This window comes from Croceicoccus bisphenolivorans (assembly GCF_001634625.1).
In the GTDB taxonomy this organism is placed as follows: Bacteria; Pseudomonadota; Alphaproteobacteria; order Sphingomonadales; family Sphingomonadaceae; genus Croceicoccus; species Croceicoccus bisphenolivorans.
This window is the reverse complement of record NZ_LRSE01000012.1, coordinates 21,742-46,820: the sequence shown is the minus strand read 5'-3', so window position 1 is coordinate 46,820 and position 25,079 is coordinate 21,742. Positions and strand designations below refer to the sequence as shown.

25 protein-coding genes are annotated in these 25,079 nt (G+C 64.0%); 17 read left to right on the top strand and 8 right to left on the bottom strand.

All coding sequences use genetic code 11. The features are described from left to right. Window positions 1-19 precede the first annotated feature (19 nt). The gene (locus A7A77_RS12990; protein ID WP_066558931.1) at window positions 20-703 is read right to left on the bottom strand and encodes a uroporphyrinogen-III synthase; all 684 of its coding nucleotides are present in this window, start codon (window positions 701-703) and stop codon (window positions 20-22) included. After that, the gene (gene hemC, locus A7A77_RS12985; RefSeq protein ID WP_082836126.1) at window positions 700-1,644 is read right to left on the bottom strand and encodes a hydroxymethylbilane synthase; all 945 of its coding nucleotides are present in this window, start codon (window positions 1,642-1,644) and stop codon (window positions 700-702) included. The genes A7A77_RS12990 and hemC overlap by 4 nt, the downstream gene beginning before the upstream one ends. 67 nt (window positions 1,645-1,711) lie before the next feature. Here hemC and tsaD point away from each other — a divergent pair, with 67 nt between their 5' ends. The 6 genes from tsaD to A7A77_RS12960 are packed head-to-tail and all read left to right on the top strand — an operon-like array spanning window position 1,712 to window position 6,928. After that, window positions 1,712-2,779: a tRNA (adenosine(37)-N6)-threonylcarbamoyltransferase complex transferase subunit TsaD gene (gene tsaD, locus A7A77_RS12980; RefSeq protein WP_066558929.1), complete on the top strand. Its 1,068-nt coding sequence runs from the start codon at window positions 1,712-1,714 to the stop codon at window positions 2,777-2,779. Between the two features lie 8 nt (window positions 2,780-2,787). Beyond that, window positions 2,788-3,795: an NAD(P)H-dependent glycerol-3-phosphate dehydrogenase gene (locus tag A7A77_RS12975; RefSeq protein WP_066559070.1), complete on the top strand. Its 1,008-nt coding sequence runs from the start codon at window positions 2,788-2,790 to the stop codon at window positions 3,793-3,795. Beyond that, window positions 3,792-5,351 (top strand): lipopolysaccharide biosynthesis protein, encoded by a 1,560-nt coding sequence (locus A7A77_RS12970; protein ID WP_425388573.1) that lies wholly within the window; start codon window positions 3,792-3,794, stop codon window positions 5,349-5,351. The genes A7A77_RS12975 and A7A77_RS12970 overlap by 4 nt, the downstream gene beginning before the upstream one ends. Before the next feature lie 12 nt (window positions 5,352-5,363). After that, window positions 5,364-6,122, top strand: a complete 759-nt coding sequence (locus A7A77_RS12965; RefSeq protein ID WP_245638481.1) for an OmpA family protein — start codon at window positions 5,364-5,366, stop codon at window positions 6,120-6,122. Window positions 6,123-6,132: 10 nt separating this feature from the next. Beyond that, window positions 6,133-6,309: a hypothetical protein gene (locus A7A77_RS17940; protein ID WP_156500563.1), complete on the top strand. Its 177-nt coding sequence runs from the start codon at window positions 6,133-6,135 to the stop codon at window positions 6,307-6,309. Next, on the top strand, window positions 6,302-6,928 hold the full coding sequence (locus A7A77_RS12960; protein ID WP_066558924.1) for a hypothetical protein: 627 nt from the start codon (window positions 6,302-6,304) through the stop codon (window positions 6,926-6,928). Before A7A77_RS17940 ends, A7A77_RS12960 begins: the two co-directional genes overlap by 8 nt. Before the next feature lie 10 nt (window positions 6,929-6,938). Here the strand turns inward: A7A77_RS12960 and A7A77_RS12955 are convergent, their stop codons facing one another. Both A7A77_RS12955 and uvrB read right to left on the bottom strand, forming a co-directional pair. Beyond that, complete coding sequence (locus A7A77_RS12955; protein WP_066558921.1) at window positions 6,939-7,517, bottom strand: hypothetical protein; 579 nt, start codon at window positions 7,515-7,517, stop codon at window positions 6,939-6,941. 80 nt (window positions 7,518-7,597) lie between these two features. Next, window positions 7,598-9,784 (bottom strand): excinuclease ABC subunit UvrB, encoded by a 2,187-nt coding sequence (uvrB, locus tag A7A77_RS12950; protein WP_066558914.1) that lies wholly within the window; start codon window positions 9,782-9,784, stop codon window positions 7,598-7,600. A 129-nt stretch (window positions 9,785-9,913) separates the two neighbouring features. Between uvrB and A7A77_RS12945 the strand changes: the two genes are divergently transcribed. From A7A77_RS12945 to A7A77_RS12915, 7 genes are all read left to right on the top strand, one after another. Further along, on the top strand, window positions 9,914-10,483 hold the full coding sequence (locus tag A7A77_RS12945; protein ID WP_172799911.1) for a DUF3617 domain-containing protein: 570 nt from the start codon (window positions 9,914-9,916) through the stop codon (window positions 10,481-10,483). Between the two features lie 134 nt (window positions 10,484-10,617). Then, complete coding sequence (locus tag A7A77_RS12940) at window positions 10,618-11,535, top strand: esterase/lipase family protein (protein WP_245638480.1); 918 nt, start codon at window positions 10,618-10,620, stop codon at window positions 11,533-11,535. A gap of 22 nt (window positions 11,536-11,557) precedes the next feature. After that, a complete protein-coding gene (locus tag A7A77_RS12935; RefSeq protein ID WP_066558900.1) occupies window positions 11,558-12,988 on the top strand; it encodes a circularly permuted type 2 ATP-grasp protein in 1,431 nt (476 codons plus the stop codon). Window positions 12,989-12,994: 6 nt separating this feature from the next. After that, on the top strand, window positions 12,995-13,939 hold the full coding sequence (locus A7A77_RS12930; RefSeq protein ID WP_066558899.1) for an alpha-E domain-containing protein: 945 nt from the start codon (window positions 12,995-12,997) through the stop codon (window positions 13,937-13,939). A 9-nt stretch (window positions 13,940-13,948) separates the two neighbouring features. Continuing rightward, the gene (locus A7A77_RS12925; protein WP_066558894.1) at window positions 13,949-14,761 is read left to right on the top strand and encodes a transglutaminase family protein; all 813 of its coding nucleotides are present in this window, start codon (window positions 13,949-13,951) and stop codon (window positions 14,759-14,761) included. A gap of 96 nt (window positions 14,762-14,857) precedes the next feature. Then, window positions 14,858-15,616, top strand: coding sequence for a proteasome-type protease (locus A7A77_RS12920; RefSeq protein WP_066558891.1), 759 nt, complete (start codon window positions 14,858-14,860; stop codon window positions 15,614-15,616). 140 nt (window positions 15,617-15,756) lie between these two features. After that, complete coding sequence (locus A7A77_RS12915; RefSeq protein ID WP_066559060.1) at window positions 15,757-16,374, top strand: response regulator transcription factor; 618 nt, start codon at window positions 15,757-15,759, stop codon at window positions 16,372-16,374. Between the two features lie 73 nt (window positions 16,375-16,447). On the opposite strand, the gene A7A77_RS12910 is transcribed toward A7A77_RS12915, so the two are convergent. After that, window positions 16,448-17,020 (bottom strand): TMEM165/GDT1 family protein, encoded by a 573-nt coding sequence (locus A7A77_RS12910; RefSeq protein WP_066558889.1) that lies wholly within the window; start codon window positions 17,018-17,020, stop codon window positions 16,448-16,450. Between the two features lie 285 nt (window positions 17,021-17,305). Here A7A77_RS12910 and A7A77_RS12905 point away from each other — a divergent pair, with 285 nt between their 5' ends. After that, entirely contained in the window at window positions 17,306-18,259 is a 954-nt protein-coding gene (locus tag A7A77_RS12905; RefSeq protein WP_216635585.1) for a hypothetical protein, read from the top strand. Between the two features lies 1 nt (window position 18,260). On the opposite strand, the gene A7A77_RS12900 is transcribed toward A7A77_RS12905, so the two are convergent. Continuing rightward, complete coding sequence (locus A7A77_RS12900; protein WP_245638479.1) at window positions 18,261-18,953, bottom strand: extensin family protein; 693 nt, start codon at window positions 18,951-18,953, stop codon at window positions 18,261-18,263. 196 nt (window positions 18,954-19,149) lie between these two features. Here A7A77_RS12900 and A7A77_RS12895 point away from each other — a divergent pair, with 196 nt between their 5' ends. The 3 genes from A7A77_RS12895 (at window position 19,150) to A7A77_RS12885 (ending at window position 23,118) form a co-directional block, all read left to right on the top strand. Beyond that, window positions 19,150-20,271 carry a phosphoserine transaminase gene (locus tag A7A77_RS12895; RefSeq protein WP_066558885.1) on the top strand — a complete coding sequence of 374 codons (1,122 nt, stop codon included), beginning with the start codon at window positions 19,150-19,152 and terminating at the stop codon, window positions 20,269-20,271. A 75-nt stretch (window positions 20,272-20,346) separates the two neighbouring features. Next, window positions 20,347-21,930 (top strand): phosphoglycerate dehydrogenase, encoded by a 1,584-nt coding sequence (gene serA / locus A7A77_RS12890; protein ID WP_066558883.1) that lies wholly within the window; start codon window positions 20,347-20,349, stop codon window positions 21,928-21,930. A 66-nt stretch (window positions 21,931-21,996) separates the two neighbouring features. Continuing rightward, the gene (locus A7A77_RS12885) at window positions 21,997-23,118 is read left to right on the top strand and encodes an ATP phosphoribosyltransferase regulatory subunit (RefSeq protein ID WP_066558878.1); all 1,122 of its coding nucleotides are present in this window, start codon (window positions 21,997-21,999) and stop codon (window positions 23,116-23,118) included. A 56-nt stretch (window positions 23,119-23,174) separates the two neighbouring features. On the opposite strand, the gene A7A77_RS12880 is transcribed toward A7A77_RS12885, so the two are convergent. After that, complete coding sequence (locus A7A77_RS12880) at window positions 23,175-24,011, bottom strand: aldo/keto reductase (RefSeq protein WP_066559055.1); 837 nt, start codon at window positions 24,009-24,011, stop codon at window positions 23,175-23,177. A 136-nt stretch (window positions 24,012-24,147) separates the two neighbouring features. Then, window positions 24,148-25,062, bottom strand: coding sequence for an alpha/beta hydrolase (locus A7A77_RS12875; protein ID WP_216635584.1), 915 nt, complete (start codon window positions 25,060-25,062; stop codon window positions 24,148-24,150). Window positions 25,063-25,079: the final 17 nt, after the last annotated feature.

Genomic DNA, 25,079 nt, shown 5'->3' with positions numbered 1-25,079 from the left:
GTCTTTCGTGTCTCGAAAATCAGGCTTGGCACATTTGTCGGGCCAAGGCCAGCAAGGCGGCATCTTCTGCGGCTGGCGCGGTGGATAGCGCGGCCCATCCTTCCCCTGCACGCACGGCGATGCGCGGGGCGAGGCAGGCAAGGGTGATGCGCTTCCGGTCTATGCCGAGCCCGTCGATCTCCGCCGCGAAATGCGCTGCCGCTTCGCCGGAATGGAGCAGGACGAGCGCGCCGCCGCGCAGCAAGGGCTGCAGGTCGGCGGGGACCGGCCTTGCCGCGACGCGATAGCAGACCAGCGTATCGATCCTCATGCCTGCGGGAGGATCGAGCGGGACATGCGCTTCGCCGGACAGGCGCAACAGGCGGTCGAACCCCATGGCGTTCGCTTCGGGCAGGATCGCCTGCAAACCGCCGGCACCGGTGAGAGCGACTTCGAACCCCGCATCGCGCGCGGTTTGCGCGGTCGCTTCGCCCACGCAGAGGGCGGGCAGTTCGCGCAGGGATGACAGGGCGCTTCCGCCTTGCCGAACGGCATTGGCGCTGCCCAACAGGACGGCGTCATACTCGTCCGGCGAAGGTGCCTGCCATGCCACCGGCTCCACCACAAACAGCGGGTGCCCCCGAACCGCGATGCCCGTTGCAACGCCCAGTTCGACGGTTGCGGTGCATCCCGGTTCGGGCCGGATGGCGATTACCGGCATCATTCGGGCGGGCCGGAAAAATGCACCCGCACCGCATCGGGCGCATCGGCAAGCAGCTTGTGCGCGAGTTCGGCGGCCCCTGCCGGACCGTCGGCAAAAGTCGCCTCAGCCTCGACCCTGAAGGCGCCATCCGGACTGAAGATGCGCGCAGTCATCGTCAGTTCGTCTGTCCCGCGCGTCCATACCGCGACCGGGCTGTGGCAATTGCCGCCCAATGCATAGAGCAATGCGCGTTCGGCCATGACTTGCGCGCGTGTCGCACCATCGTCGATCGCGGCCAGCGCCGCTGCGGTAAACCCGTCGTTCCGGCGGCATTCGATGCCGATCGCACCCTGCGCCGGTGCGGGCAGCCATTCCGGTGCTTCGAGAGCATGGCCCACGCCACTTTCGCCCAGCCGCTCCAGCCCGGCAGCGGCTAGCAGCGTCACGTCCGCCTCTCCCGCCTGCAACTTGGCAAGGCGCGTGGCGACGTTGCCGCGAAAGCCCACGACGGTCAGGTCGGGTCGCAGGTTCAGCATCTGCGCGGCGCGGCGCGGGGCACTGGTGCCGATGCGCGATCCGGGCGGTATCGCGGAAACGGAGCGCGCGCCCACCAGTACGTCGCGCACGTCCGCCCGCGGCAGAAGGGCCGCAATTTCCAGCCAGTCGGGCCGGATCGTTTCCACGTCCTTCATCGAATGGACGGCAAAATCGATCAGGCCTTCGTGCAGCCAGCCGTCCAGTTCCTTGGTCCACAGTGCCTTGCCGCCGATTTCGGCCAGGGGGCGATCCAGCACTTTGTCTCCGCTGGCCATCACGGGGACGATCTCCACCCTGTCTTCCGCCCATCCGTGCGCCGCGCACAGGCGGGTTCGCGCCTCGTGTGCCTGCGCCATGGCCAGCGGGCTGCTGCGCGTTCCCAGCCGCAGCGGCGTTTCGGGGGCGGGAAGGGGCTTTTGCGCCATGGGGCTTGGTGACAGTTCGGGCATCGCGGCTTGTGCTAGCGGCGCAAAGCGTTCAGGGAAAGCCGCCATGGACCCGACCGGCAAACCGAACCCAGTTGTCCTCGGAATCGAGTCGAGTTGCGACGAGAGTGCAGTCGCCCTCGTGGCGGCAGACCGGACGATCATCGCGCAGGCCATCGCCTCTCAGGATGAAGCGCATCGCCCCTATGGCGGGGTGGTTCCCGAAATCGCGGCGCGTGCCCATGTCGAGGTGCTCGGTCCGATGGTGGAACGGGTGCTGGAAGAGGCAGGGATGACGCTTGCCGATGTGGACGCGATCGCCGCGACGGCAGGGCCGGGGCTGATCGGCGGGGTTATGGTCGGGCTGGTTACGGCCAAGGCGCTGGCGATGGCGGGCGACAGGCCGCTGATTTCGATCAACCATCTGGAAGGGCACGCGCTCAGCCCGCGGCTGGCCGATGCCAGCCTTGAGTTTCCGTACCTGCTTCTGCTGGCAAGCGGTGGCCATTGCCAGATTCTGGAAGTGCGCGGCGTGGGTGACTATCGCCGCATTGCCACCACGATCGACGATGCTCTTGGCGAAGCTTTCGACAAGACCGCAAAGATCCTCGGCCTCGGCTATCCCGGTGGGCCTGCGGTGGAGCGGCTGGCCGAAACCGGCGATGCGAAGGCGGTGCCACTGCCGCGCCCGCTGGCCGGATCTGCCGAACCGCATTTTTCCTTTGCAGGGCTGAAAAGCGCGGTTCTGCGCGCGCAGCAGAGCGGAAAGTATGCAGCGGCGGATATTGCCGCCAGTTTTCAGCAGGCTGCGCTGGACTGTGTGCTGGATCGCACCCGCCGCGCGCTGGAAGGGGCAGGCGCGGTCGGCGCGCTGGTCGTTGCGGGCGGGGTTGCCGCGAACAAGCCGCTGCGCGCCGCGCTGGAAGATTTCGCGGCGGAACGCGGATTGCGCTTCGTCGCCCCGCCAATGAAACTTTGTACTGATAACGCCGCGATGATCGCATGGGCCGGGCAAGAGCGGCTGGCAGCCGGTCTTGTGCCGGAGGGCGGGGATCCGCTGGACATAGCGGCGCGTCCGCGCTGGCCGCTAGATCCCGATGCGGAGCCGGTGCGCGGGGCAGGAGTGAAAGCGTGAGCGGTGAAATGCGGATCGGGGTTATCGGAGCAGGCGCGTGGGGCACCGCGCTGGCCCAGATGCTGGCGAGTGACGGGCGGGAAGTGCTGCTCTGGGCGCTGGAACCCGAAGTCGTCACCGCGATCAATAGCGAGCATCGCAATCCGCCGTACCTGCCAAGCGCAACGCTGTCGCCGCAAGTCAGGGCAAGCGGCGAACTGCGCGATCTGGCGGGGTGCGACATCCTGCTTGCGGTGACGCCGGCCCAGCATCTTGGCCGGATGCTGCGCGAGCTTGACGGATTTTCCGGCGATCTGGTCCTGTGTTGCAAGGGGATAGAGGCGGGGACAGGACGGCTGATGGCCGATGTCGCGCGCGATGCCCTGCCTTCGGCCAGCCTTGCCGTGTTGTCGGGGCCGACTTTCGCTTACGAAGTTGCTGACGGATTGCCCACGGCTGTAACGCTGGCCTGCGAAGGCGGGGCGGAACAGTGGGACCGGCTTTCCCCGGCGATCGCGCGGCAGCATTTCCGGCCGTACTATTCCGACGACCTTATCGGCGCGGAAATCGGCGGATCGGTCAAGAACGTCCTCGCCATTGCCTGCGGCGTGGTGGACGGGATGGAACTGGGCCAGAACGCCCGTGCCTCCCTGATCGCGCGCGGTTATGCGGAAATGCTGCGTTTCGGCATCACCAAGGGTGCGCAGGCCGAAACGCTGGCCGGCTTGTGCGGACTTGGCGATCTCGTTCTCACATGTTCATCGACCTCCAGCCGCAACTTCTCGCTTGGCAAGGCGCTGGGCGAGGGTGAGGATCCCGCCGCTCTGATGGCCAACCGCCTGACAGTGGCAGAAGGCGCGCACACCGCCCCCGTGTTGCAGGAACTGGCCCGGCAGATGGGGATCGAGATGCCGATTACCGATGCCGTCTGCGCCCTGCTTGGCGGGCAGGTTTCCGCGCCCGAAATGGCTGAGGCACTGCTTTCGCGCCCGCTGCGGACCGAAACCGTGAACGGCACTGCGGAGCCGGGCGGGTGAGCGAACCTTCATCCAGCCCGGCAGGGGGGCAGGCCAAGGCCGGTAGCGAACCGCCCGGCGAGGATCTGGCCGCGCTGGCCAAGGGCGGGCGCACCAATTTTTTCGGGTTCCTGCTGCGGCTGGCCGCGCGCCTGCCGTTCCTGTTCATCGCGGGCCGCCTTTATGGCGCGGATGCGCTGGGCCGCTTCGCCTCTGCCCTTATCGTCATCGAGATTTGTGGCCAGCTGGCAACGCTCGGCCTGAAACGCGGGCTGGCCAAGGAGCTTTCCGCTGACGAGCGCAACGATACCCATATCGTGGCAGACGGCCTGCTGCTCTCGCTCTTGACCAGCGCCCTGTTTGCCGGTGTCCTGTTCGCATTCCCCGATCCGATGTTTCCGAACGGGCGCAACAGCGACTGGGACCTTTGGCTGCCGCTCGCCATCATGATGCTGGGCATGACAGAGGTGATGCTGGCGGCACTGGCCTATCGCTACAACATCGCGGCCACGGTGCGCAGCCGTTCGGTCGTGGAGCCATGGTCGATCTCGATCATGGCGGGCGTGTTCTACTTCATTCCCGCCACGCAAGAAGGCGGCCTTGCGCTTGCCTACCTGTTCTCCGTCATCGCGGCGGCGGTGACGGCGCTGGTGCCGCTGTTGAAGGATTACGGCCTGCCGCATGGCTGGAAGCCGCAAGTCGTGCCGCTGGCCAAGATCGCGCGCGACAATTTCCCTCTGGCGATGGCCGATGCGATCGAGTGGGGTACGCGCAGGCTGGACATCGCGATACTGGGCATATTCGTTAGCCCCGGTACGGTCGGCATCTATTACGTGGCACAGCAGGTCGCCAGCCTGCCACAGAAGCTGAAGACCAGCTTCGAACCGATCCTTGGCCCTGTCATCGTGCGCAAGCTGAAGGAACACGACTATCCCGCGATCGCGCGGCAGGTGTGTCAGGCGGGTTTCTGGATCGTGGCGGCGCAGGCGGGGATCGGACTGGCGCTGGGCATTCCGGGTGAGGGTGTGATGGGCCTGGTCGGTCCGCAATTCGTTTATGGTACGGGCGCGCTGGCGTTCCTGTTGCTGGCCGAAGTGGTCGCGGCGACGGCTGTCGTTTCGGAATCGGCACTGATCTATCTGGCGCGGATGAAGAACCTTGCGATCTCTGCGGCCACGCTGGTCTTGCAAGGCGTGTTGACCGTGGCGATCATCACCGCGATCCAGCGGATCGGCATGAACGAACTGTTTCAGGCCGCGGGCGCGGCTCTCTCGCTGGCGCTGGCGCTCGGTTTCGCATCTCTGGTCAAGTCGCACTTGCTGGCCCGCATCCTGCAGGAACGGATCAACAATTTCCGCTGGCCGCTCGTCTGGGCAGTGGCCCCTGCCGTGGCGGTCGGTTGGGCCTTCACCTGGGTTCCGGAATGGATAGAGCTGGCGATCGGTATGCCGGCGATCCTGCTGACTTACGGTTTCGTCATCTGGAAGCGCGGCTTCGGCCCGGAAGACCGGGTTCTGTTCAGAAAGGCCAAGGGCGACAAGGACGAGGTCCTTCCGCAAGACGGCGCGGCAGGCTAACGGTTCTCCATCATGCCTATGCTGCTTGCCCTTCCTGCCTGGCTAAAGGTTTCCATCGGTGCGATCCTCGTCGCGTTGATCGGCACCGTTTCAGCATCGCGAACCGGAGATGCCATTGTCGCGCAGCTGGAGCGGCGTGCACAAGCCGCTGTCGAGCAGGAGGGCGGTAAGGGCATCGTCGTCGATTTCCAGACCGCGCAAGGGTGGCCGACACGCCATCCCACCCTGTCTGGCGGAGACGATCTGGATGATGATACGCGCAGCCGCGTGGCCCATGCTGTTGCAGCCATACCGGGCGTCGGCGGAGTTCACTGGTCGCACCGTCGCCACCATGAACGTGGTGCCGAGGAAGCTGTCGAGCCCGGGCCGTTCCATTGTGAACGTGATGTCGAGGCGCTGCTGGCCGTGCGCGTTATCCGCTTTGCCGAAGGCTCCGCGCAGATAGAGGCGGCAAGCGACGTGTTGCTTGATGAAGTGGCTGGCGCGCTGCGGCCTTGCAGGGGCAGCATCATTTCCGTGGCGGGGCATTCCGATGCGGTTGGCGATGCCGCCGTCAATCTCCGGCTGTCGCGCGAACGGGCCGAAGCGGTGCGCGACGCGCTCGTATCCCGGGGGTTGCCGCGCGCGTCGCTGCGGGCGCAGGGGTTCGGTTCGGCCGAGCCGGTTGAAGGGCTAGATCCCGCCGATCCGGCGAACCGGCGGATCGAGTTCTCGGTCATCTCCATCGCGCCGCAAGTGCCGACCCCTGTCGACACGCCGGACGCGGGATAGGAGAGTGACGATGCCGCTTTGGATCGAATTGCTGGTCTCGTTGCTGATCGTGTACGGCGCGACGGTAACGCTGGCGATAATGGTGTTTTCCCGCCGGTTGCGGCTGCTGCAATTGCTGCGATTGCGCGCGGCCCGCAACCTGATGCTGCGGCAGGGAACCAAGATAGAGGATGAATCCGATGGTTGAACTGATCCAGGCCAACTGGCTGGCATTTGCGATTGTCGCGGTGCTGGCTGTCCTGATCGCCCTATGGCTGCTTGCCCGCCCGAGGAAAGAGCGCGTGCGCAGCCACCGGCCCGACGTGCTGGACGAAGGGGTCGGCCCGGCAAAACGCAATCAGGCGCTGATCGATTCCGCCCCCGCGGCCAGCAAGGTGAGTCACGAGCACGAGCCGCCCCTGTCGCCCGAGGGGCTGGCAGGCGTAGGCACTGCCGTTTCCGCAGCCGCACTCGCCCATGACGAGGCGATGCATGCCGAACCGGCGGACGACCGGATGCCCGCCAGCGCCGAAGACGCGCAGGCCGTTGCCGCCGCGATCAAGATCGACGCGATGGACCATGAGGGCGACAAAGACGATCTTTCGCGCATCAAAGGACTGGGTCCCAAGCTGCTGTCGTTGCTGGGCGACATGGGTATTTCGCGCTTCGACCAGATCGCCGCGTGGAGCGACGATGACGTGCAGCGCATCGATGCGCAGCTTGGCCGGTTTGCGGGGCGTATCACGCGTGACGACTGGCGGACGCAGGCGAAGTACCTCGCCGAGGGTGATACCGCCGGTTACGAGGAAAAGTTCGGAAAGCTCTAGATCGCGCCGTCTAGATTGTTGTGGGGTCGACGTCCTCGCCCTCACCGGTGGCGCCCTTGATCGTCGCGTCGGCTTGCGGCTTGCATTGCAGGATGACTTGCGATGCGACCGAGCTGGCCGGCGAGATGACTTTGCCGCCACCAGCCACGGTTGCATAGAACGGCCCGCCGGTCACCGCGATCCAGTGGGGATCGTCAGACCGTAGCGCGCCGTGCCACGCCTTTCCGTCGTTCTCGACCTTCAGGCGAAGGATGCCGCGATAGCCGACGAAGGCGAGCAGCGCCTTGGCGCCCTTGTCGGAAGTCGCGTTGCGCGTAACCGCGACCATGCCGTCATCGCAAGCCAGTTCGATCAACGGCTGCTTGTCCGGTTCGCCATAGATCGCGCCAGAGGGGGCCGCCTGCCACTGCGCATCGGGCGGATCGATTTTGCCGGGCATGGAATCGGACGTGACAGCGTCGGGCGCGGCATTGTCGGCGGCTAGCTCGAACTTGGCGACGGCCTGCCCTTCGCCCGCTTCCTTCCCCTGCGAACAAGCGGTCAGGGCAAGGGCGAAAAGTGGCGTGGCCAGAATGGTGTACCGGTTCATGGAGCAGCGCGGTAACATCGCCCGATCCCCTGCAAAAGGGGGCTGCGATCAGTTGTACCGGTTTCGCTGCAATTTGCCGGCTAACGCTTCCATTTGCGCTGGGTCTTGCCATAGCGAGTCTTGCGCGTCCCCGGCTTTCCCTCGTTACTGCGGCCGACAATCGGAGCGTGCTTCTCGCCATCGGGCAGGCCCAGTTCCTCGTTTTCCAGCCTGCGGATTTCGTCGCGGAGACGTCCCGCTTCCTCGAATTCCAGATCGGCGGCGGCGGCGCGCATCCGCGCTTCCAAGTCCTCGATATAAGCGCGCAGGTTATGCCCGACGAGGTTGTTGCGCTCGTCATCGCCGGTATCGACGGTGACGCCGTCCTTGCTGGCAGTGTCGGCGACGATGTCGTGGATGTTGCGCTTGATCGTCTGCGGCGTGATGCCGTGTTCGAGGTTGTATTCCTCCTGCTTGGCGCGGCGCCGGTCGGTTTCGGCGATCGCCCGCTCCATCGAACCGGTCATGCGGTCGGCATAGAGGATCACCCGCCCGTCGACATTGCGCGCGGCGCGGCCGATGGTCTGGATCAGAGAGGTTTCGCTGCGCAGGAAACCTTCCTTGTCGGCATCGAGAATGCAGACCAGCCCGCATTCCGGAATGTCGAGTCCCTCACGCAGCAGGTTGATGCCGACCAGCACATCATAGACGCCGAGCCGCAGGTCGCGGATCAGCTCGATACGCTCCAGCGTCTCGACATCGCTGTGCATGTAACGCACGCGAACGCCGGCCTCGTGCATGAATTCGGTCAGGTCTTCGGCCATGCGCTTGGTCAGCGTGGTGACCAGCGTGCGATAGCCCTTGGCCGCGGTCGCCTTGCACTCGTTGATGCAGTCCTGGACCTGGTCCTCGACCGGCTTGATTTCGACCGGAGGGTCGATGAGGCCGGTGGGACGGATGACCTGTTCGGCAAAGACGCCGCCGGTCTGCTCCATCTCCCACCCGCCCGGCGTGGCGGAGACGGCGATAGTCTGCGGGCGCATCGCGTCCCATTCGTTGAAGCGCAGCGGACGGTTGTCGATACAGCTCGGCAGGCGGAACCCGTATTCGGCCAGCGTCAGCTTGCGCCGGTGGTCGCCCCGCGCCATCGCGCCGATCTGCGGCACCGTCTGGTGGCTTTCATCGACGAACAGCAAGGCATTGTCGGGCAGGTATTCGAACAGCGTCGGCGGCGGTTCGCCCGGAAGGCGGCCGGTCAGGAAGCGCGAATAGTTCTCGATCCCCGCGCAGCTTCCGGTGGCGGCGATCATCTCCAAGTCGAAATTGGTACGCTGTTCCAGCCGCTGATGCTCCAGCAGCTTGCCCTCGGCCTCGAGCTCTTTCAGCCGCTCCGACAGTTCGAACCGGATCGCCTCGCCCGCCTGTTTCATCGTCGGGCCGGGGGTGACGTAGTGCGAGTTCGCGTAGATGCGGACCTTATCGAGCGAGGCGCCCTTCTTGCCGGTCAGCGGGTCGAACTCGCTGATTTCCTCGATCTCGTCACCGAAGAACGAGATGCGCCAGGCCATGTCCTCGTAGTGCGAAGGGAAGATTTCGAGACTGTCGCCGCGCACGCGGAAATTGCCGCGGGCGAACGCGGCGTCGTTGCGCTTGTACTGTAGCGCGACGAGCTTCCTGATGATCTCGCGCTGGTCTTGCGACTCCCCACTCTTTATGTCGAAGATCATCGCCGAATAAGTCTCGACCGAGCCGATGCCGTAGAGGCACGAGACCGAGGCGACGATGATCACGTCGTCGCGTTCGAGCAGGGCGCGCGTGGCCGAGTGGCGCATCCGGTCGATCGCCTCGTTCACCGAGCTTTCCTTCTCGATATAGGTGTCCGACCGCGGCACGTAGGCCTCGGGCTGGTAGTAGTCGTAGTAGGAGACGAAATACTCGACCGCGTTATTCGGAAAAAAGCTCTTGAATTCGCCATAGAGCTGCGCGGCGAGGATCTTGTTCGGCGCGAGGATGAGCGCGGGGCGCTGCATCTCCTCGATCACCTTGGCCATCGTGAAAGTCTTGCCCGAACCGGTAACGCCGAGCAGCACTTGCGTCTTCTCGTCCTCCTGCGCGGCCTCCACCAGTTCGGTGATCGCGGTCGGCTGGTCGCCGGCGGGCTGGTAGTCGGAAACCAGTTCGAAGCGCTTGCCCGGCAGGGATTTTTCGGGCCGTTCCGGCTTGTGGGGGACGAACTTGCCCGAAGTATCGGGTTCTTCAAGGCCGCGACGGATGACGAGTTCTGCCATGGGCAGCGATATGGGAGCAGACTGCGGGACTTGCAAATCCCCGCACCGGCAATCGCTGTTGCATTAAAGGCCGCTTGCACTAGCCTGCCACCTGAAATGCGCTTCAACTTTCCCGAAAAGGAACTTTCCATGACGATGCGAACCGCGACGAGGCTTGTCGTGATCGGTACGGCGACACTTGCGCTCGCCGCGTGCGGCTCCGACAACACGCCCGAAACCGGCGATGACGCATCGGCCGGGGGCATGAGCGAACAGGCGATCGCCGCCGAAATGAAACAGGCGGTCAGGCCGCAGCCCGGCGAATACAGTTCGACGATGAAGCTCGTCGAACTCGACGTTCCCGGCCTTCCCGAAGCGCAGGTCAGCCAGATGCGCTCCATGATGGAAGGCGCGATGGGCAAGACGCAGACTTACTGCCTCACCAAGGAAGAGGCAGACAAGGGCTTCGAGGAAATGGCGAAGCAGACGCAGGACAACTGCAAGATCGAGAGTTTCGACGCCAATCGCGGGAACTTCACCGGCAAGATGAGCTGCGCGGACGAGAACAGCAGCGGCACGATGACGATGTCGGGCACCGGCACCGAAACCGGATCGGACATGACGATGGCAATGGACATGACCGCGCAGGGCCTGCCGGGCGGCAAGATGGCGATGACGCTCAATGTCGTCAGCAAGCGGGTGGGCGACTGCAAGGAGTGATCGCGGCGTTTGCGCAGAAAGGTGGAAACCAGCTGCCGCCCGAAGTGTTGGTTCACAAACGGCCCGCATTGCGATGCAATGGATGCGACGCAATAGTTTTTTGCAGGTGCGAAGGTTTTTGCTAGAACGACTCCATGATGACGGTGACGATGCGGGAAAGTAACGGCAGGAGCGGGCACGATGCCGACCGCGCTCCGCCCGCTCGTCAGCCGGCAACGCCCCCGGTAAATGCCATTGCCAATCCCCCGGCAGAGCCGAAACGGCCCGGTCGCGGGTTCGGCTTGCTGTTTGCAGAGCTGAAGCGTCGCCACGCGCTTGCATCTCGCCCGCAGCCTGACGGCGTCGAAACGCCGGCGAGCAAGCTGCTGCTGGCCGAATTTGCTTCGCTGGCATTCCCGTGGGGCTATGCGGCAAGGCACGGCAAGCCGAAAGTGGCGCCAACGGATAGCCCGCGTTCGGTGATGTTGCTGCCCGGTTTCGGGTCGCACCCGTGGCGCATGGCCGCGATGCGGCGCGCACTGGCCAGGGCGGGGCATTCGGTCACGGACTGGGGGCTGGGCTGGAACCTTGGCGCCAGTGAGGACCGGTTCGAGCGCCTGCTTTCCCGCATCGAACGTGTTTCGCGGGCAGAAGGGCGCAAGATCGTCCTTGTGGGATGGAGCCTTGGTGGCGTGTTTGCGAGAGAGGCGGCAAAGGCGCTGCCCGACCATGTCGAGATGGTCGTGACGATGGGAACGCCGTTTTCCGGCGACATGCACGGCAACAACGCATGGCGCATCTATCACTGGCTGGTCGGCCATTCTGTCGACAAGCCGCCGGTGGGCGAGGATTTTTCCGCAAAGCCTCCGGTGCCAACCGTTGCCTTGTGGAGTGCGAGCGACGGAGTGATCCATCGCCACTGCGCCTGTGGCCGGCCTGGAGAGCGGGACCTGTCGGTTGCTGTACGCTGCACACACATGGGTTTCGCCTGGCACCCGGTAGCGATTGAGACGGTGGCTCGCGTGCTGGATGCGCCGCCGGGCATGTTAGAGACCAGCAAGGCAAAGACCTGATCGAAGGAGCAGACCGGACAGCATGAGCCCGACATACACCAGCACTTTCGATGAGATGCACACTGCCGAAGGCGCAGTCCGCTCTGCCTACGAGGGATATTGCAGCTGGTATGACGAGCAGGATGCGAGCGGGTTGCACCGCAAGCATCGGGAGGCCGAGGCTTTCTTCCGCCGCACCGGCATCACCTTCAACGTCTATGGTCAGGATGAGGCGGAGGAGCGCCTGATCCCGTTCGATCCGGTACCGCGGATCATTACCGCGCATGAATGGCGGCGGCTGTCCAAGGGGATCGAGCAGCGTGTGCGCGCGCTCAACGCCTTTCTTCACGACCTCTATCACCGGCAGGAAATCCTGCGCGCCGGCCGTGTTCCCGAATGGTTGCTGAAGGGCAATCCGGCTTTCCTGCCCCACATGTCCGGCTTCACGCCGCCCGGCGGGGTATACACCCACATCACCGGCATCGACCTTGTCCGCACCGGCCCGAACGACTTCCACGTGCTGGAAGACAATGCCCGTACGCCCAGCGGCGTTTCCTACATGCTGGAAAACCGCGAAACGATGATGGCGATGTTCCCCGAACTGTTCACGCGGGTGAAGGTGGCGCCGGTATCGAACTATCCGCGGCGGCTGGCCCGCAGCCTTGCCGCCTGCGCCCCGCCGGCAACGAAGGGTCGCCCCGTCGTCGCGGTGCTGACGCCGGGCATCTACAATTCGGCCTATTACGAACATGCCTTCCTTGCCGACCAGATGGGTGCGGAACTGGTCGAATCGTCGGACTTGCGCGTGGTCGACGGGCGGGTTCAGATGCGCACGACCCGCGGGTTCACGCCGGTCGATGTCCTCTATCGCCGTGTCGACGACGATTTCCTCGATCCGCTGACCTTTAATCCGGAATCGATGCTGGGCGTACCGGGCATCATGGACGTCTATCGCGCCGGCGGGATCACGATCGCCAATGCGCCGGGCACCGGCATCGCGGACGACAAGGCGCTCTATTCCTTCATGCCGGAAATCGTCGAGTTCTATACCGGCGAAAAACCGCTCCTGCCGAATGTCGAGACTTATCGCTGCATGGAGGAGGACGGACTCAAGTACGTGCTCGACAATATCGAGGAGCTTGTCGTGAAGGAGGTTCACGGCTCTGGCGGGTACGGCATGCTGATCGGGCCGACTTCATCGAAGCGGGAAATCGCGAAGTTCGTGCGCAAGCTGAAGGCGAACCCGCAGAACTACATCGCGCAGCCCACGCTATCGCTGTCCACCGTGCCCATCCTTACCCGAAAGGGCCTTGCCCCGCGCCATGTCGACTTGCGTCCCTTTGTCCTGATGAGCCCCAACGGCATAGAGATCACGCCGGGCGGCTTGACCCGCGTCGCGCTGAAGCGCGGCAGTCTGGTGGTCAATTCCAGCCAGGGTGGCGGTACCAAGGACAGCTGGGTGCTGGAGGAGTAACGAACGATGCTCGGACGCTCCGCCAACGCGATCTTCTGGATGTTCCGTTATCTGGAACGGGCAGAAAACCTCGCGCGCCTGCTGGATACAGGCTTTCGCATGGCGCTCACGCGCGATCACCTGACGGCGGAAGAGGAATGGCGCTCGGTCATTGAAACTGCCGGTATGCGCGACGGATATCAGGAGCAGAACGCGACTTATGCCGGCATCCAGGTGTGGAATTATATTCTGCGCGACCGGGACAATCCCAACTCCATCCGCTCGCTGATCGGCGCGGTGCGCAGCAATGCGCGTTCGGCCCGTAACACGATCACGACCGAAGTGTGGGAAGCGGTCAACGAAAGCTACCTGCAATTGAACGACCTGCTCAGCCGTCCGGTGACACAGGCCGGGCTTGCCGACGCGATCAGCACGGTGAAGCGCGAATCCACCCTGGTGCGCGGCGCGATGGACGGGTCGATGTTGCGCAACGACATCTACAACTTCGCCCGCATCGGCAGTTTCATCGAACGTGCGGACAACACGGCCCGCATTCTGGACGTGAAGTACTATGTCCTGCTGCCCTCGCTGTCCTACGTCGGCTCCAGCCTCGACAATGTGCAGTGGGAAACGATCCTGCGCTCGCTGGGTGCGGAGCGGGCCTATCGCTGGCTCAATGCCGGGCAACTGGATGCGCGCGGTATTGCCGACTTCCTCGTGCTCGACGGTCGGTTCCCGCGTTCGCTGCGGTTCTGTTATGCCAAGATCCGGTCGAACCTGCACAGCCTTGCCCTGCAATATGGCGAGGAGGTCCATTCGCACGAGGTCATGCGCAATGCCGATCTGAAGCTGCAGGACAAGGATATCGACGTCGTGATCGAGATGGGGCTGCACGAGTTTCTGTCGGACTTCATCGTCACCAACAACCGCATCGCTGCCGCCATCGAGGCGGACTATCGCTTCTCCGATTGAGGATCATCCATGCGCCTCGCCATCACGCACCGTACCCGATACGATTTCGAAGAACCGGTCGTCCACGCGCTGCAGCGCCTGAGGCTCACTCCCAAGAGTACGAGCGGACAGTCCGTCATCGAATGGACGATGACCATGGATGGTGCGAGCAAGGAACTGGAGTACGACGACCACAATCACAACACGACGACGCTGCTTTCGGTGGAACCGGGTTTCAGCCACGTCACGATCGAGTGCAAGGGCGTGGTGGATACCAACGATCAGGCCGGTGTGATCGGCCGGCATTCGGGCCACCTGCCGATATGGCATTTCGCGGGCCAGACAGCACTGACCAAGCCGGGTGCGGGCATGAAGGCGCTGGCATCGGGCTTCGATGCCGAAGGGGACAGGCTTGCCACCCTTCACGATCTGTCGTCCCGCATTCTGGAAAACGTAAAGTACGAAATCGGCAGGACCGACAGCAAGACAACCGCGGAAGAAGCGGCCGAGGCCGGCCACGGCGTCTGTCAGGACCATGCGCACATCTTCATCGGATGCGCGCGGCATCTGGGCATTCCGGCACGCTACGTGTCGGGCTACCTGATGATGGAAGATCGCACCACGCAGGATGCCGGCCACGCATGGGCCGAAGCGTTCGTGCCGGGCCTCGGCTGGGTCGGCTTCGACATATCGAACGGGATCAGCCCCGATGCGCGCTATGTGCGGGTGGCAACGGGGCGCGACTACAAGGAAGCGGCGCCGATCACCGGCATCAGCTTCGGCGGGAACGACGACAGCCTGAAGGTCGAACTGGAAGTTTCGCAACAGACGGTGGCGCAATAACCCGGCTTTGCGCTAAGCGCGGGAAATGCGCAGGGCGGGGCCGGTCGATCTTCCGGTCCGCACCTGCCATGATCGGACGATGAAGGGACGAAATCGTTGACCTATTGCGTGGGCATGATGCTCGACAAGGGGCTGGTGTTGATGAGCGACACCCGCACCAATTCCGGCGTCGACAACATCTCGGTCTTCCGCAAGATGTTCCACTGGTCCGTGCCGGGCGAACGGATAATCTCGATCATGACGGCCGGCAATCTCGCCACGACGCAGTCTGTCGTCAGCCTGCTGGAAGAGCGCACCAAGGCGCCGGAGGATCGCGAACCGTCGATCCTGAAGGCGCCGACGATGTTCCAGGTCGCCACGATTATCGGCAACCTGCTCAGCGAAACGATCCGCAAGCGGCAGGAATCGAACGACCACATGTCGGGCGGGCCGAAATTCACCGCCTCCATGATCGTCGCCGGCCAGATCGCGGGCATGGAACCGCGCTTGTTCCTGATCTATCCCGAAGGCAACTTCATAGAGGCGTCGATGGACACGCCCTTCTTCCAGATCGGCGAAACCAAGTATGGCCGCCCGATCATCATCCGCGCCTACAACCGGCAGATGGAGTTCGAGGAAGCGGCAAAGCTGCTGATGGTTTCCATGGATTCGACGCTGGCGGCCAACCTGTCCGTCGGCATGCCGCTCGATCTCATGGTCATAGAGCGGGACCGCTTCGAACCGCTGCACGAACGGCGCATCCATGCCAGCGATTCGTTTTTCCAGGCGATATCTACCGGGTGGAGCGAGGCGCTGCGCAACGCTTTCCACTCGCTTCCGCTCTACAATCTGGACGAAGATACGCAATCAGAGTGAACTTGACGGCACGTTTGCTCCACTTCGGATGAATTTTGCCGCGGAATTGCATAATATCAAATGGTTAATGGCTTCGTTCAATCCAGAACGGAATCGTCCTTAATGGCGCGATACGCATCGTTCCGGTCATGTTCGCAGGCATGGAACAGCGAACAACCATCCACATCATCGATGCCGACCCACGCAATCGTGCGGCGTTCGCACGCTCCATCTTCGAGATGGGGCACCATGCGGAAGTTTACGAGGATGCGCTCGAACTGACGAGCCATATGCCCAAGCAGGGTATCATCCTTGCCCATGACGACAGCGACAGCGGAGGCATCGCCGGTCTTGTCGACAAAATGGCCGATCGCGGCGCGTGGCTGCCGGTAATCGCGATGGAGGCGGAGCCGGATATCGACCGGGTGGTCATGGCGATGCGGGCAGGCGCGTTCGATTATCTGGAGCAGCCGATTGATCGCGACGCCCTCGAATCCGCAATCGAACGCGTCTCACGCGAAGCGGCGGCGCAAGTCGAACAGCGCCAGCGCGCGATGGATGCCCGCATGCGCATCTCGATGCTCTCAAACCGGGAGCGGGAGGTGCTGGACAGGCTGGCGCAAGGTTGTTCGAACAAGGTCATCGCCCGCGATCTGGACATTAGTCCGCGCACGGTGGAAATCCATCGCGGCAATATGATGGACAAGCTGGGTGCCCGCCACGCGGCAGAGGCGGTGCGCCTGCGGCTGGAAGCATCCATGAGCGACTGGTTGCATTGACCCTCCTGTGCCGTGGCGCAGTGCCCGCGCCGCGGCAACTTTTTGAAGGGCGGGGTTTTTGCGGGCCGAGCCGTCAGGCCAGCAGGCCCGCCGTTTCCGCTGCCAGCCAAAGGCCGAGCAGGACGAACAGGATGGCCGCGGCCACGCGGATCTTGCCCAGCGGCAGCCGGTCGGCAAGCCTGTCGCCCAGCCACAGGACGGGCGCATTGGCCAACATCATGCCGATGGTCGTGCCCGCGGTGACGGCGAAGGCATCGGCGAAGCGGGCTCCAAGCGCGATCGTGGCGATCTGCGTCTTGTCTCCGATCTCGACCAGGAAGAACGCGATCAGCGTCGTCACGAACGCGCCGCCGCGCGATTTCGGCTTGTCGTCTTCCTCGAACTTGTCGGGGATCAACGTCCACAGGCCCATGGCGACGAACCCTGCGGCCACCAGGTATCGGAAGATATCGCTATCGAACCATGCGGCGGCCTGAACACCGATCAGCGCGGCAAGGAAATGGTTGGCCAGCGTCGCCAGCAGGATGCCGAACGCAATGGGCACCGGCTGCCGGTACTTCGCGGCCAGCAACATGGCGAGCAGCATCGTCTTGTCGCCGATTTCGGCCAGCGCGACGACGGCGGTGGAGGTGAAGAGGGCTTCCATCGAATTCTCCGGGCCGGGCATTCGCAGCAGACATGGGTAACACCGCACCCCCGCCCGGCCGGACAGGGGGTTCGGTGTCACGCAGTCTCGCCGGAATCAATCCCCACGCGCCGGAGCCTCTCGGCCCAGTATGTCGACGGCGGGCCCGCGCTATACGGCGCGGGTGGCTACTCCCCGGATGACCGGTGCGGGTTAGCCTGCGCCAATCCGGCATTCAAGTGCGATTAACGGCGCGCTTCGCAAAAAGCGCGATCAGGCATGCATTGGGAATTGAGGTGAGGACGCTTGCGGAAAAGGCTTTCGATCTGCGCTGGTTCGGTGATTTTCGCCCTCTTGGCCGGTTGCAATGCCGCCACGGACACAACTCCGCCTGTCGCCGCGACAGACGCTGCGGTTGCACCCGCCGGGCCGCAGCCCGTGCGCGAATTCGCGCAAGTCGCAGGCACGTGGCAGGTCGTCTCGTTCGGCGGTTACGAACCGGCACGCCTTACCCATCCCAGCCCTTCGGCCTTCGCGAAGTTCGGAACATCGGGCGTGGGCCTTCGCATCGAATGCAACTGGTCCGGCGCGCCGGGCACAGTCGCCGACGGGCATTTCGTGCCGCCTGCCGACGATGACGGAATGAACGCGCAGACCCAGATGGGCTGCGGGAAAGAGCGCGAGGATCGCGATTCCCGCTATTTTGCGTTTTTCCGCCGGAACCCGACAATGGATCTGATGCCGGACGGCCGCCTGTTGATGCGCGCGGGCGAAGTAGAGCTTGTGCTCGAACGGCCGGAGGTGATCCGGCTCGAAACCCTACCCGACCTCACCGGAATATCCGGCGAATGGCGGGGGGAAGGATTCCAGAAAATCAACGGGGAAGGCATGCGCGGTATCGGCCTGTCGGATCTGGCCAGCAAGGTGTTCATCGCCGAAGGAAGGCTGGGGCTGACAGGATGTGCCGATGCGGCGGTCGCGGTGCGTTATACCGATTACGGCAGGCTGGAAAGGACTGGTGGTGCGGATGCGGCAACGATCCGCGCGGCTTGCGGCGATCTTTCAGGCGAATTCGAGATACCCGGACTGTCGGGGACCGAAATCGCCGATCTGTTGGCAGGCAGCCCGAAAGTCTATGCGCGGGGCAAGGACAGGCTGACACTGCAATCGGGCGAACTGGTCATAGACCTGACGCGCGAACCGTGCGTGATGCTGAACCAGTCCGACGACCATTCGCGCGCATGGGAAGAACCCTGCTGATCTAGCGGCAGAAGCTGCCGTCGCCCAGTTCGACGTGGAAGTGATCCTCGTGCGCGGCGTTGTATTCGGGGCCGAGCACCGTGCCGAAACGCTTGCAGGCGCTGGCCTGCACGACGCGGAGGAAACGGCGTTCCGCCTCGGTTCCGCCATCCCAGTCGTCCTTCACCGTGATGCGGCGCCCGTCGGCCAGCACGAAGCCCGACACGTCCAGTGCATTGGCGTTCGAATGGGCCGAACGGCGCGATGATCCCGCGACGTTGCGGCAGGAGTAGGAACCGAAAGTCTCGATCCGCACGATCCCGCTTCCCAGCATCTGGCGCGCCGCGCGGTCCACGCCATAGCGCGCCCATGCTGCCACCGTCTGGGACAGGGGGCAGGCGATGCGATCCGCGTTGGTCACGGCGAACCGGCCTGCATCTCCGGCAAGGTGGTAGAGCGCGACGGCGTTGGTGCTGGAACATCCGCCGCCGCTCAGCAGATCGCCCAGGGGCACGAAGTCCGCACCCTGTTCGGCCAGTTCCTGCCGGCACATCCGCGCCTCTGCCGTCGCGGCGGGCCGGCTTGCGGTTACGGACGGCTGTTCGGCGACATCGGGCGCGCAGGAGGAAAGCAGCATTGTAGCCACAAGACCGGCCACGACGGTGCCGGGGCGAGGCGGGCGGAGGAACGCGGACAGCCGGATTCGGTTCGACATGCATGCACCATAATTTCCCGAACCCATTCGGCCAAACCGCATCGCAGACATATCCTCTCGCAATTTTCCGATTTTCTTTCCGTGCGTTGCGACCTTTGTACCAAAGATCGATTGACAGTTCGCGCGCCATCTTTAGAGCGGCCGACGGGCCACGCGGTCCCAACGCCGCGCGTGCTCTCTGTGAGGAGAGTCTTAAATGACTGATACGAAGCCGACGCTGCCGGAGCGTCCTTATTTCTCGTCCGGACCCTGTGCCAAGCCGCCGGTTTGGTCCCCCGAAAAACTCGATACCCGCGTGCTGGGGCGTTCGCACCGCTCGAAGCTCGGCAAGCAGCGTCTGCAGTACTGCATCGACCTGATGCGCGAACTGCTGGAACTGCCCGAGACGCACCGTATCGGCATCGTTCCGGGATCGGACACCGGTGCTTTCGAAATGGCGATGTGGACGATGCTGGGCGCGAAGCCCGTCACCGCGCTCGCCTGGGAAAGCTTCGGTTCGGGCTGGGTCACGGATGCTGCCAAGCAGCTGAAGCTTGATCCCACGATCATGGAAGCGCCCTATGGCGAAATCCCCGATCTGAACGCGGTCGACTGGTCGAACGACGTCCTGTTTACCTGGAACGGCACGACTTCGGGCGCGCGTGTCCCGAACGCCGACTGGATCCCTGCGGACCGCGAGGGCCTGTCCTTTGCCGACGCGACCAGCGCGGTTTTCGCGCAAGCGATCGACTGGGTCAAGATCGACGTCTGCACCTTCTCTTGGCAGAAGGTTCTGGGCGGCGAGGGTGCGCACGGCGTGCTGATCCTTGGCCCCCGCGCGGTCGAGCGGCTGGAAAACTACACCCCCGCATGGCCGCTTCCCAAGGTGTTCCGCCTGATGTCAAAGGGCAAGCTGGCCGAAGGCGTGTTCAAGGGCGAGACGATCAACACCCCGTCGATGCTGGCAGTCGAAGACGCGATCCTCAGCCTTGAATGGGCGAAGGAAATCGGCGGTGCCGCTGCGATGCGTGCCCGTGCCGATGCCAACGCGGCGGCGCTGAACGCCATCGTGGAGGCGCGCGACTGGCTCGGCCATCTCGTCACCGATGCGTCGATCCGTTCGAACACCTCGGTCTGCCTCACCGTTGAGGGCGCGGACACGGACTACATCAAGAAGTTCGCCAAGCTGCTCGAGGACGAGGACGCCGCTTACGACGTCGCGGGTTATCGCGATGCCCCGGCGGGCCTGCGCATCTGGTGCGGCGCGACCGTGAATACGGCGGATGTCGAGGCTCTGGGCCCTTGGTTCGACTGGGCCCGTTCGCAGCTATCGGCCTGATCCGCTGACCGGAGCGGACCTCGTGCGCGCGGGGTCCGCCCTTTATCCCAAGACATGCATTTGAAGGAGGCTACCATGAGCAAGCCCCGCGTTCTTATTTCCGACAAGATGGACCCCAACGCCGCCCGTATCTTCGAAGAGAACGGCTGCGACGTCGATGTGATCACCGGCGAAACCCCCGAACAGTTGATCGCCCGCATCGGCGACTATGACGGCCTTGCCATCCGTTCGTCCACGAAAGTGACGAAGGAAGTGCTCGACGCCGCGACCAACCTGAAGGTCATCGGCCGCGCCGGTATCGGCGTCGACAACGTCGACATTCCCTGCGCCTCGTCCAAGGGCGTTGTCGTGATGAACACGCCGTTCGGCAACTCGATCACGACGGCCGAACACGCGATCGCGATGATCTTCGCTCTCGCTCGCCAGATCCCCGACGCCAACACGCAGACCCAGCAGGGCCTGTGGCCGAAGAACGGCTTCATGGGCGTTGAAGTCACCGGCAAGACGCTTGGCCTTATCGGCGCGGGCAACATCGGTTCGATCGTCGCCAGCCGCGCGCTGGGCCTGAAGATGAAGGTCGTTGCATTCGATCCGTTCCTGTCGGCCGAACGCGCCGTGGAAATGGGCGTCGAGAAGGTGGAACTTGACCAGCTTCTCGCCCGTGCCGACTTCATCACGCTGCATACCCCGCTGACGGCAGAGACGAAGAACATTCTGTCTGCCGAAAACCTTGCCAAGACGAAGAAGGGCGTCCGCATCGTCAACTGCGCACGCGGCGGCCTGATCGACGAGGCGGCTCTGCGCGAAATGCTCGAGAACGGCCATGTCGCCGGTGCCGCGCTGGACGTGTTCGCTGTCGAACCGGCCAAGGAAAACGTGCTGTTCGGCGCGCCCAACTTCATCTGCACCCCGCACCTCGGCGCATCGACGACCGAAGCGCAGGTCAACGTCGCCCTGCAGGTGGCCGAGCAGCTGTCGGACTATCTCGTCAACGGCGGTGTCACCAACGCGCTCAACATGCCGTCACTGTCGGCAGAGGAGGCGCCGAAGCTGAAGCCCTACATGGCGCTCGCTGAGAAGCTGGGCAGCCTTGTCGGCCAGCTGGCCCACGGCAACCTTTCGCGCATCGGTATCGAGGTCGAAGGTCACGCCGCAACGCTCAACATCAAGCCGATCACCGGCGCGGTGCTTTCGGGCCTGATGCGCCGTTATTCGGATACCGTGAACATGGTCAATGCGCCGTTCCTTGCGAAGGAACGCGGCATGGAAGTGCGCGAGATCCGCAACGAGCGTGAAGGTGCCTACAACACCCTGATCCGCATCAAGGTCGATACCGAGCAGGGCGAAAAGACCGTGGCCGGCACGCTGTTCGGCAAGAGCCAGCCGCGCCTTGTCGACATCTTCGGCATCGGCATCGAAGCCGATCTCGACGGTCACATGCTCTATATCGTGAACGAGGATGCGCCGGGGTTCATCGGTCGCATCGGCTCGATCCTGGGCGAAGCGGGCATCAACATCGGCACGTTCCACCTCGGTCGCCGCGAGGCCGGCGGCGAGGCGGTGCTGCTGCTCTCCGTCGATCAGGCCATCCCCGACGATGTGCTGAAGACCATCTGCGATGCCGCCGGCGTCAAGACGGTCAAGGCGCTGAGCTTCTGATCGTAATGCAATGATCGGGGGAGAGGTTCTTGCCTCTCCCCCGTTTGCCATCTAGGCGGGCGCGAAATGTTCGAAGAAGCCGATCCAGACCTGCTGCCCGAGGGGCTGTCAGACCGCCTGCCGCCGCTGGCGGCCGAAGCCATGCGCGTCACCCGCGCGATGACGGACGCATTGGCGGGGCATGGCTACGATCCCGTCCAGCCGCCGATGGTCGAATTCGAACGCTCTCTGGCCAGCCGCATGGCCGGTACGCAGCGCAAGCGGATGGTGCGTTTCGTCGATCCGGCATCGCTGCGCACGCTTGCCCTGCGGTCGGACATGACCGTGCAGGTCGGGCGCATTGCCGCGACCAGCATGCGCGATACACCGCGCCCCTTGCGCCTTTCCTATGCCGGTCAGGTCCTGCTGTTGAAGGGCGACGGGCTGGAACCGGAACGCGAACGCCTGCAGGTCGGCGCCGAAATCGTCGGCAGCGACAGCGTTGCCGCCGCCAGCGAATCCGTCGTCGTCGCGATCGAGGCGTTGAAGGCCGCCGGCGCGACCGACATCTCGGTCGATTTCACTTTGCCGGACCTTGTCGACACGCTGGCCGCCGAAGCACTGCCGCTTCCCGCTGCCTCCATCGCTCCGGTACGCCGCGAACTGGATGCCAAGGATGCCGGCTCTCTCGTCGCCGTCGGCGGTGAAGCCTATCTTCCGCTGCTGTATGCGACCGGTCCTTTCGCGAGCGCCGTGACAAAGCTGGAAGCGTTGTCTGCGGGCGATGCTCTGAAGTCGCGTCTGGACGGTTTGAAGCAGATTGCGGAGCGCGTGGGCGATGCCGCGCGGCTGACGCTCGATCCGACGGAGCGGCACGGTTTCGAGTACCAGTCGTGGTTCGGGTTCACGATCTATGCCGCCGGTGTGCGCGGCGCACTGGGCCGTGGCGGGACTTACCGGATCACGAGCGAGGGCGGGCACGAGGAAGTCGCCACCGGCTTCTCGCTCTACCCCGATCCGCTTATTGCCGACAGCGCGGGCACTGTTGCGGTAGAGCGGCTGTTCCTGCCGCTGGGCCATGACCGCGATGCCGCCGCGCGGTTGCGCACCGTGGGCTGGCGCACTGTTGCCGCGCTGGACGCGGCTGACGATGCCGCATCGCTCGGCTGCACGCATATCCTGCGCGATGGCGAACCGGCCAGGCTCTGACAGTTTTTTTTAATTCGGACAGGGCATGAAAAAGGGGGCCGTGGCCCCCTTCCTCGTCAATCGTTTCCGAATGTGTACGGATCTGCGAAGAGCCGCCCCTGCGGATGATCCAGCGCGTCGATACGGGCCATGTGGTCGCGGTTCAGCACCACGTTGATCGCGTCGAGATTGCTGGTCATGCGTTCCGGCGTCGAGGTCTTGGGGATCGGAGCCAGACCGTGCTGCAGGTGCCAGCGCAGGATGACCGAAGCGACCGGCGCGTCCAGTTCTTCGGCGATTTCGTTCAGCACGCGGTGCTTCATCAACTGGCCGGAACCCAGCGGGCTCCACGACTGGGTGACGATGCCGTGATCGCGGTTGAAGGCGCGCACTTCGCGCTGCTGCCACATCGGGTGCACCTGTATCTGGTTGACGGCGGGCGTCACGCCGGTCTCGTCGATCAGCCTGGTGATATGTTCGGGCATGAAGTTCGACACGCCGATGGATTTGACGCGGCCATCCTCGCGCAGGTCGATCAGCGCGCGCCATGTATCGACGAACAGGCCCTTGTCGGGGCAGGGCCAGTGGATCAGCGCCAGGTCGACCTCGTCACGGCCCATGCGGGCAAGTGCTTCGCGGAACGCGGCCTTCGCCTCGTCATAACCCTGACGGTCGTTCCAGATCTTCGTGGTCAGGAAGATGTCATGCCTTGAACCGACGCCTTTGCTGACGCCTTCCTCGTTTTCGTAGATCGCGGCCGTATCGACAAGGCGATAGCCGCGGGCAATGGCCTGTGCGACTGCCTCTTCGGCCTGGTCGTTGGCGATGCAATAGGTGCCGAAACCGAATTGCGGCATCTCGCGCCCGTCATTGAGGATTGCGGTGGGAAAAGCGGTCTGGACTGGCTGGGGCATCAATACTCCGATGTGTTGTGAACGGGAGGGGCGCGGCAGCATGCACGCGCCCGTGGTGTCCATAAGCTGGCACTCGATCCCGAAATTTCAACCGTCTGGATCTGGCGAACTTGGGCGCTGTCGTGCTGGGCTGGCGTCAACCGGCCTGTGCGAAGGTCTGTTCCAGCCACGCATCGACCGGCTTCGTCGCCGGTGAATCGCTGCGCCCCAGCATGGCGTTGAGGAGGTTGTGCCCCTCCATCCCGCGGCCCGGAAAATCCATGACTTCGGCCTCTGTGCCGCTACGTTGCAGCTCGTTTCCAAGCCGGATGGCCTGGTTGCGGGCATCCGGACGTTCGACATGCAGCAGCAGGAAGCGGCGCGCATTCTCGCTATCGACGTGGCTGGCGGGGGAGAGCATTTGCTGCCGGTTCGCCCGGCTGCCAAAGGCGATCTGGTAGGCAAGGCCCAGCAGCGGTCCCGCATCGCTGATCTGGCGGATTACATCGTAGGCGGGCCCATCAAGCAGGACCACGCCGGCAATGCTGGCAGGCCGCATGTCGTGGGTATCCAGCCACTGCGGATCGGTTGCCACCAGCGCGGCAAGATGCGCGCCCGCGCTATGACCCATCAGCACGATGCGTCGCTTGTCGATGTTCATCTCGCCAGACTTGTCCCGCAGCATCGCGACAGCCGTTGCAACGTCGGCGGCCTGATCCTCGATGTCGACTTCGGGCAGCAGGCGGTAATTGATGCTGGCCAGCGCATATCCAGCTTCGGTGTAGTGGCGGATCTTCGCCTCGCCAGTCGAATCGGACTTGTCACCGCCCGCCCAGGCGCCGCCGTGGATGAACACGATCAGCGGCCTCGGCCCAGTGAAATCGCCGGCTGCGTCGTAGAAATCCATCTGCTGCAAACGGTGCGGGCCATACGCGATGACCTTGGCAGACGCTGTCGTAGGGGTTGCCGCGACTGCGCTGGGTGCGGCGACGGGTACGATGGCAGGCGCGGCGATAAATGCCGCGACGGCAAGGGCAAGGGCGGGTTTGAACATGGCGACGTGGTTAGGCATGCCAACCTTTACCTGCG